This window comes from Streptococcus sp. HMSC064D12 (assembly GCF_001837205.1).
Taxonomy (GTDB): domain Bacteria; phylum Bacillota; class Bacilli; order Lactobacillales; family Streptococcaceae; genus Streptococcus; species Streptococcus salivarius_D.
Genome location: NZ_KV831775.1, coordinates 1 through 8,268 on the forward strand (window position 1 = coordinate 1; position 8,268 = coordinate 8,268).

Genomic DNA, 8,268 nt, shown 5'->3' on the forward strand with positions numbered 1-8,268 from the left:
TGGGGAAAGTATGCACTTAATTTGACAATTCAAGATATAAAAATACCCGAAGCTAGAAACCTCGGGTATTCATTATTCTTATTTAATCGCTTCAATCAAAGATTCCGCTTGATTCTGAAGGCTTTCAAGAACTTCTTCAGTTGCTAGGAATTTCCCATCCGCCCAGGCTGTATCATTTACACGTGTCGCTGTAAAATCACCGACCACTTGGGTACGGATAAATGGTAACAAGTCTTTGTAGGCATCAAAAAGTTGATTGTGACCACCATTAGCAACTGATGACACGGTTACAATCTTATCTTGAAGAGCTGATGGCCCTGAAGGATCTGATAGGTCAAGGGCACGGCTCAACCAGTCAAGCAAATTTTTCACTGACCCAGGAATTGAGAAATTATAAACCGGTGAAAAAATCCAAATTGCGTCTGCTGCCAAGATCTGTTCTCGAACTTCTGCCAAAACTGGAAGAACTGGACTTTCTAAATCCTGATTAAAAACAGGTACTTGACTATAGTCAAGATAAGAAACATTAGCTTTACCAGCTAGCATTTTCTCAGCTTCTTCTGCTAATTGGTGGTTAAATGATCCCTTGCGAAGAGATCCAACGATAAATAGAATGTTTTTCATGATACGTTTCCTTTGTATTTCTAATAATTAATATTTACTACTACATAGTAACATATATAATTCCATTAGAAATATAAAGAAATATGCTCAGACATTCTTAAATTTTTTCAGGAGCTCTACCAACTGTGCCTGCTCTTCAGGTGTCAGAACGGAAAAAGTCTCCTCAATAGCTCGCTGATGTGGCGGGATTGCTGCTTGAATAATACGACGGCCCTCATCCGTCAAATCAACCTCGAAAGCACGCTTATCTGTTTGGCAGGCTTCTCGCGTCAACCAACCTTTTTTCTCCATATTTTTAATGACAACAGTCATATTCCCGGAGGTGGCAAGCATGCGGTCAATTAATTCGCCAATCTTCATACGTCCTTTGGCATTAAGCACGTCCATGACACCAAATTGAGTTGGTGTCAAATTAAATTCTTTAAAGGTCTCAGAAACCTTGGCATCGATGGTACGAAAAGCCTTACGCATAACTACCATACTTTTTACAGCCATGTTTTTATCTAAGTCACTCATTTCTAGTCCTTTCCAAATAGATGCTGTTTTTATTACTCTACCACAGTTTTTCTAAAAGTGGTATATGAAAATGAAAAAATAAGAAAAAAGAGTCCTTAGATATCTAACCAATACCTCAGAACTCTTTCATTTCTAACTATTACGATTCCAAAAAAGGGCTAATAAGATAACAGCACCTAGTACTGAAGGAACGATAGCAGTATCTGCTAGCATCGGTCCCCAATTTCCAAAAAGAAGCTGACCAACAAAAGCACCTAGCCATCCAACAAAGGTCTTACCAATACAGCCCATATGTTCACCCCTATTTGATATAGCAGAGGCAATAAGGCCAATTAGAAAACCAACTATCATACTTCCAATCATGATAAATTCTCCATCATACTTAGATTACCCAATCCCCATTTCGGAAGATCGGTACACGACTACCATCTTGGCGGATACCATCAATATCCATTTGATTTGAACCAATCATAAAGTCTACGTGTACATCAGAACGATTAAGTCCAGCTTCCTTAAGCTCCTCTTCTGTCATGTCTGCCCCTCCCTTAACACTAGTAGCATAGGCTGCTCCAATAGCTAGGTGGTTGGATGCATTCTCATCAAAAAGAGTGTTAAAGAAAGTGATGCCTGACTGTGAAATCGGACTTGGATCTGGAACCAAAGCACATTCACCTAGAGCACGCGCTCCATTATTGTTGAAGACGAGATTCTTCATCACTTCATCACCTTGATCCGCTGTGATATCTACAATTTCACCATCTTTGAAGGTTACCTTGATTCCCTCAATAATATTACCATTGTAGCTTAGAGGCTTTGTGCTTGAGACATAACCATCTGCACGATGAAAATCTGGTGCCGTAAAGACCTCTTCTGTTGGCATATTAGGAAGGAAACCTTCACCTTGCGCATTAATGGCACCTGCAGACTCCCAAACATGGTTTTTAGGCAATCCTAGAGTCAAATCTGTTCCAGGTGCTTGGTAGTGTAAGGCTGAGAATTGTGCCTCATTGAGTAGGCGTGCTTTAGCATCCAAACGGTCAGCATGTTCCTTCCAGGCACGTACAGGATCCTCTTCATAAACACGACAGGTCTTGAAAATTTGATCCCAAAGTAAATCTACAGCTTCCTCATCACTCGAAGCATCAGGAAAGACCTTCTTAGCCCATTCCTTACCAGCTGCAGCAGCTACAGTCCAACTAACCTTATTAGACTGAGTTGCCACCTGCATAGGTTTAAAGGCCACTCCAGTAGCTTTAGCATGAGCAGATAAACGTTCCGGAGCTACACCATTAAGGGCACCTGGATCTGATGAACGAACGCCTAAGCGACTTGCCTTCTTGGCCAACAAATATTCCATCTCAGCTTTTTTATAAGCAGGAACCTCTTCGATGCGGTCCATATCAGCATGCAAGAAGCGCTCGCGATTAATAATATCATCTGACCATTGAACGATTACCTCAGCTGCTCCTAGAGCATAGGCTTCTTTAACTAAGAGATGAGCTAGCTCTGCTTGTTCTACATCAATGCTCAAGGCCACTGTGTGACCAGGTTGTACATTAATCCCATTAGCAACCAGTAATCTAGCATATTTCTCAAGATTTTCTTTAAAATTTGGTAAAACCATAATTAACTCCTTGAAACTATAATTTTCTATCAGTATACCATAAGACGAAGAAAAAGGTTTCCTCTCAGCTTTGGCTTTTTAGCATCTCATGCAGCCCCCTAAACAAAAAGAGAACAGAGACTGACTCCATTCTCTCAAAGTTGATGACGATTCTCTTTAGCTATTAAAAGAAATCATCAAAAAGACTTAATTGATTATCTTCTGGCATATTTCCTAGGATTCCCATTTCATCCAATTTTTCAACCAAGGTAGATGATAGACCTCCTCGTTTACGCAATTCTGTCTTGGAAAGGAATTCACCTTCCTCACGCGCAGCAACCACTTGCTTAGCAACGTTCTCACCCAAACCTTCAAGTGCAATAAACGGTGGAATCAAAGTATCTCCTTCAATCAGAAATTCAGTTGCCTGACTCTTATAAAGATCCAACTGACCAAAGGTAAAGCCACGTTCTAACATTTCATTGACAATTTCAAGCGTCGTAAATAAGTCATTTTCAACATTAGTCGCTTCATTTCGTTGGCGTTTCTCCTTAATATCTTCCATTCGAGCTTTAACAGCATCAAGACCCGCAGACATCGTCTTAAGCTCAAATGCTTTAGCTCGAATTGAGAAATAGGCACAATAGTAATAAATAGGATGGTGCACTTTGAAATAAGCTACACGTAGGGCCATCATAACGTAGGCTGCCGCATGGGCTTTAGGGAACATGTACTTGATTTTACCACAAGATTCAATATACCAGTCTGGAACATTATTTTCACGCATAGCTTGAATATAGCCATTACGCTCTTCTTCGGAAATCTTCAACCACATCCCCTTACGCACACGTTCCATGATTGTGAAGGCCATCTTAGGATCTAATCCCGCATGCATTAAGTATACCATGATATCATCACGACAACCGATAACTGTTTTCAGAGTGGCGATACCTTCCTTAATCAAATCTTGTGCATTACCTAACCAAACGTCTGTTCCGTGGGACAAACCAGATAACTGTAAGAGTTCCGCAAAGGTCGTCGGATGCGTCTCGTCGACCATACCACGAACAAAGTTAGTCCCAAACTCAGGGATTCCCAACATTCCCGTTGGTGTCCCAATCTGTTCAGGTGTTACTCCTAAAATATCAGTCCCTGAAAAAAGTTTCATTACATCTGGATCATCTGCTCGAATATCTTTTGGATCAATTCCTGATAAATCCTGCAACTTACGAATCATAGTCGGATCATCATGTCCCAGAATATCAAGCTTCAACACGTTCTCATCAATATCGTGGAAGTTAAAGTGAGTCGTCTGCCAGGCAGCCGTTACATCATCAGCCGGATATTGAACAGGTGTGAAATCATAGACATCCATATAATTTGGAATAACAACAATACCACCCGGGTGCTGACCAGTGTTTCGCTTAACACCCGCAGCCCCCATGGCTAAACGATCGACCTCGGCATCACGGTAAAACTTATTGTAATCACGTTCGTAACCTTTAACAAAACCATAAGCAGTCCGATCTGCAACAGTTCCTACTGTTCCGGCACGAAAAGCATATTGTTCTCCAAAAATATCACGAACGTCCAAGTGGGCTGATGGTTGATCATCACCGGAGAAGTTCAAATCGATATCAGGAACCTTATCCCCATCAAAACCTAGGAAGGTCTCGAAAGGAATATCCTGACCATCTTTTTTATATTCCGTTCCACATTCTGAACATTCCTTATCAGGCAAATCGAAGCCAGATCCATAAGATCCATCTGTAATGAACTCTGAGTGTTGACAATTAGGACAGAGATAATGTGGCGGCATCGGATTGACCTCAGTAATTCCAATCATCGTCGCAACAAAACTAGAACCGACAGATCCACGCGAACCAACTAGGTAGCCACGTTCATTTGAACGGTTAACTAGCATCTGCGAAGCCAGGTAGATTACGGCAAATCCATTACCAAGAATTGAAGACAACTCTTTCTCAATTCGCAGGTCAATAATATCAGGCAAAGGATTACCATAGAGCTCAAACGCTCTAGCATATGTCATCTCCGCAACCTGTTCTTCCGCACGATCAATAAAAGGTGTGTACAAGTCTTTTTTGACAACCTCAACCTCTTCAATTTGATCTGCCATAGCCTGCGTATTAGTTACAACAATTTCATAGGCTAAGTCTTTTCCTAAAAAGGCAAAGTCGTCTAGCATCTCGTTAGTTGTCCTAAAATGCGCTTCAGGTAAAGGAGCAGGTTTCGCATTTTCTCCCTTACCAATTGGCCTATTAATCATGGCTCCTTGTCCCAAAGCACGAACAATGATTTCACGATAAATGGCATCCTCAGGGTTGATATAGTGTACATTTCCTGTAGCCAGCACAGGCTTGTCCAGACGATTAGCGACTTCAATCAAATCCCGAATCAGTTGTTCTATAGCCTCCTCATCCTTGATTAAATCCTTTGCAATCAAGGGTGCATAAATTGCCGGTGGCATAACTTCAATAAAGTCATAATATTTAGCAACTTCAACCGCCTTGTCAATACCGTGAGACAGAAGCGTATCAAAAACCTCACCATCAGCACAAGCAGAACCTACAATAATTCCCTCACGATACTCATCTAAGACCGTACGAGGAATACGTGCTACTCCCTCAAAGTATGAGACATTTGATAAACTTACTAACTTAAAGATATTCTTCAAGCCAGTTTGATTCTGAACATACAGCGTCGCATGTTTGACACGAGACTTTTTATACGAATCTTCAGAAACCAAATCCGTGTTCAACTGTTCCAGATTAGTCAAACCGTGCTTATCAAACACATCTTTTATGAAGATAAACAACAAACGACCCGTAGCTTCCGCATCATAATTGGCCATATGGTGATGATCCAAAGCCACACCAAACCGCTTCGTCAAAGGCCCCAAACCATGACGCTTATACTCAGGATAAAGATTTCGTGCAAATTCTAAAGTATCAATAACCGGTTGTGAAATTGTTGGTAACTGATGTCTTTCGTAATTGGCATTCATAAAACCAACGTCAAAGGTCGCATTATGGGCCACTAGCACAGTTCCTTGACAGAATTCTTGAAATTCCTGTAAAACTTGCACTAAAGGTTTAGCACCTTTAACATGATTATCAGTAATACCGGTCAACTCAGTAGTAAATGCAGAAAGAGGATGTCCTGGATCTATGAATTCATCAAATTGCTCAATAATATTACCTTTATGCATTTTTGATGCCGCAATCTGAATCAAATCATTATGAACAGCAGACAAGCCCGTTGTCTCAACGTCAAATACAACATAAGTTGCTTCTTTTAATTCCAAATCCTCAGAATTATAAACAATAGGTACCTTATCCTCAACAAGATTGGCTTCAAGACCAAAAATAGCCTTAATCCCAGCTTTTTTAGCCCTATGGTAGCCATGAGGAAAACTCTGAACATTAGCATGATCTGTTATAGCAACTGCTGGGTGCCCCCAAGAGGCAGCAGTATCAATAAGATCTTCAACAGTTGGCATTGCATCCATAGTCGACATGTTGGTATGCGCATGAAATTCCACACGCTTTTGTCCCTCAGGCATCAAGTCCTTACGAGGAGTATGTGAAATTTCTTTAATATCTTGCACATTCATAGTCAGACTATGAGTGAAAGGATTATTCTCGATACGACCACGAACCCTAACCCAGTTCCCCTTTTTTATCATATCGAACTTAGCGAGCTCATCACTATCTTTGACCCATCGTTGCATAGCAAAACTAGAGGTATAATCAGTTACCTTAAAATTAATAATAATTCGACCAGTCTTAGTTTCACGTTGCTCTACATCAAAAATATATCCTTCAAAAACAACACGATTCTCTTCAGAATTAATATCAACCATTGGCGTTATTTCAGCCTTATCAAAACTAGCTTGACGTTGACTTTGTTTCTCAGCAAAATTTTGTGATGGTTCGGTCACAGATTTCGGTGCTGGGGCACTTTCAAGAATAGATTGAAGTGCTTGTCTAGCCTGAGACTCAGCTTGTTCTTGTAAAGAAACCTTATTTGTTTGGTAAGCCTCTTCTAAAGAAGATGAAGCTTCCTTATCTTCGACAACAGAAATGGATACATCAGATAAACCAACTTGAGAAAGAGATTTAGATATCAAAGAAATAAATCTATCCTGTACATTTTCCTTTATAATATGCTCTGGAGCTTTAACAAAAATACTATTATTCGAAATCTCAACCTTTAGATTTGAGAATAAAGAATAAGTAGAAAAGTGTGACACTTTTAAACTATCTAAAGCATATGAAAAATAATCTCCAAGTAAAGAATCATCGCAAGCAGTAGAAACTAAACGAATCTCAAAAGAAGCTTTAGCACCTAAAGAATTAAAAGAAGAGTGAAGTAAACTATCAAAAAGAGCAAAAGACTCATAAGACAGAACACTAGGAAAAGAAAAAACAAAGAACCATTGGCGTTTTGATTTAAATAGCTTTACTGTTTCGATAGAACCATCTTTAATTTCTTTAAAAGCATCGTGATCCTCAGGAAAACGAATTTGTTTTAAGAGAAGGTGAAATTTATCAGACATAAAAAATAAACTCCTATAGACAAAAAAACACTCCTTAAGGAGTGTAACATATACCGGCGGCCGGGGTCGAACCGGCACGTCCTTGCGGACACTGGATTTTGAGTCCAGCGCGTCTGCCAATTCCGCCACGCCGGCAAAGTATAACTGGGGTAGCTGGATTCGAACCAACGCATGAGGGAGTCAAAGTCCCTTGCCTTACCGCTTGGCTATACCCCAAAAATATAGGCGAATGAGGGGAATCGAACCCCCGAATGTCAGAGCCACAATCTGATGTGTTAACCACTTCACCACATTCGCCACTTTACTAACACGGGCAGTAGGAATTGAACCCACACTGAAGGTTTTGGAGACCTTAGTTCTACCTTTAAACTATGCCCGTAACTATGGAAGGGGAGGGATTCGAACCCCCGAACCCGAAGGAGCGGATTTACAGTCCGCCGCGTTTAGCCTCTTCGCTACCCTTCCAAAATATAAACAAATGGCGCGAGACGGAATCGAACCGCCGACACATGGAGCTTCAATCCATTGCTCTACCAACTGAGCTACCGAGCCATATTGCGGGAGCAGGATTTGAACCTACGACCTTCGGGTTATGAGCCCGACGAGCTACCTAGCTGCTCCATCCCGCGTTAATTATAAGGAGGATGTGGGATTCGAACCCACGCACGCTTTTACACGCCTGACGGTTTTCAAGACCGTTCCCTTCAGCCGGACTTGGGTAATCCTCCATAAAATATAGTCCGTACGGGATTCGAACCCGTGTTACCGCCGTGAAAAGGCGGTGTCTTAACCCCTTGACCAACGGACCATATAATGGGCACGAGTGGAATCGAACCACCGACCTCACGCTTATCAGGCGTGCGCTCTAACCATCTGAGCTACGCGCCCAAGCTAATTGCTTGGTTATTTGTTTCCAAATAAAGCGGGTGACGAGAATCGAACTCGC

Annotated in this window: 5 protein-coding genes and 10 tRNA genes; all 15 read right to left on the bottom strand. The window is 41.2% G+C overall.

Annotated features, from left to right (window positions below; translation table 11 throughout):
- Positions 1-78: 78 nt before the first annotated feature.
- Positions 79-624 carry an NAD(P)H-dependent oxidoreductase gene (locus HMPREF2697_RS09900; RefSeq protein ID WP_070850551.1) on the bottom strand — a complete coding sequence of 182 codons (546 nt, stop codon included), beginning with the start codon at positions 622-624 and terminating at the stop codon, positions 79-81.
- An 87-nt stretch (positions 625-711) separates the two neighbouring features.
- Positions 712-1,140 carry a MarR family winged helix-turn-helix transcriptional regulator gene (locus HMPREF2697_RS09905; protein ID WP_002886332.1) on the bottom strand — a complete coding sequence of 143 codons (429 nt, stop codon included), beginning with the start codon at positions 1,138-1,140 and terminating at the stop codon, positions 712-714.
- Between the two features lie 132 nt (positions 1,141-1,272).
- Entirely contained in the window at positions 1,273-1,503 is a 231-nt protein-coding gene (locus HMPREF2697_RS09910) for a GlsB/YeaQ/YmgE family stress response membrane protein (protein ID WP_002886331.1), read from the bottom strand.
- Between the two features lie 19 nt (positions 1,504-1,522).
- Positions 1,523-2,764: an aminopeptidase gene (locus HMPREF2697_RS09915; RefSeq protein WP_013989920.1), complete on the bottom strand. Its 1,242-nt coding sequence runs from the start codon at positions 2,762-2,764 to the stop codon at positions 1,523-1,525.
- 163 nt (positions 2,765-2,927) lie between these two features.
- Entirely contained in the window at positions 2,928-7,322 is a 4,395-nt protein-coding gene (locus tag HMPREF2697_RS09920) for a PolC-type DNA polymerase III (protein ID WP_070850555.1), read from the bottom strand.
- Between the two features lie 51 nt (positions 7,323-7,373).
- A tRNA-Leu gene (locus HMPREF2697_RS09925) sits at positions 7,374-7,457 on the bottom strand.
- 9 nt (positions 7,458-7,466) lie between these two features.
- Positions 7,467-7,538, bottom strand: a tRNA-Gln gene (locus HMPREF2697_RS09930).
- Positions 7,539-7,546: 8 nt separating this feature from the next.
- Positions 7,547-7,619: transfer RNA gene (locus HMPREF2697_RS09935), tRNA-His, on the bottom strand.
- A gap of 11 nt (positions 7,620-7,630) precedes the next feature.
- A tRNA-Trp gene (locus HMPREF2697_RS09940) sits at positions 7,631-7,701 on the bottom strand.
- 5 nt (positions 7,702-7,706) lie between these two features.
- Positions 7,707-7,787: transfer RNA gene (locus tag HMPREF2697_RS09945), tRNA-Tyr, on the bottom strand.
- 14 nt (positions 7,788-7,801) lie between these two features.
- Positions 7,802-7,874: transfer RNA gene (locus tag HMPREF2697_RS09950), tRNA-Phe, on the bottom strand.
- 3 nt (positions 7,875-7,877) lie between these two features.
- Positions 7,878-7,951: transfer RNA gene (locus tag HMPREF2697_RS09955), tRNA-Met, on the bottom strand.
- Between the two features lie 9 nt (positions 7,952-7,960).
- Positions 7,961-8,050: transfer RNA gene (locus tag HMPREF2697_RS09960), tRNA-Ser, on the bottom strand.
- Positions 8,051-8,058: 8 nt separating this feature from the next.
- A tRNA-Glu gene (locus tag HMPREF2697_RS09965) sits at positions 8,059-8,130 on the bottom strand.
- A gap of 6 nt (positions 8,131-8,136) precedes the next feature.
- Positions 8,137-8,210: transfer RNA gene (locus tag HMPREF2697_RS09970), tRNA-Ile, on the bottom strand.
- Positions 8,211-8,268 lie beyond the last annotated feature (58 nt).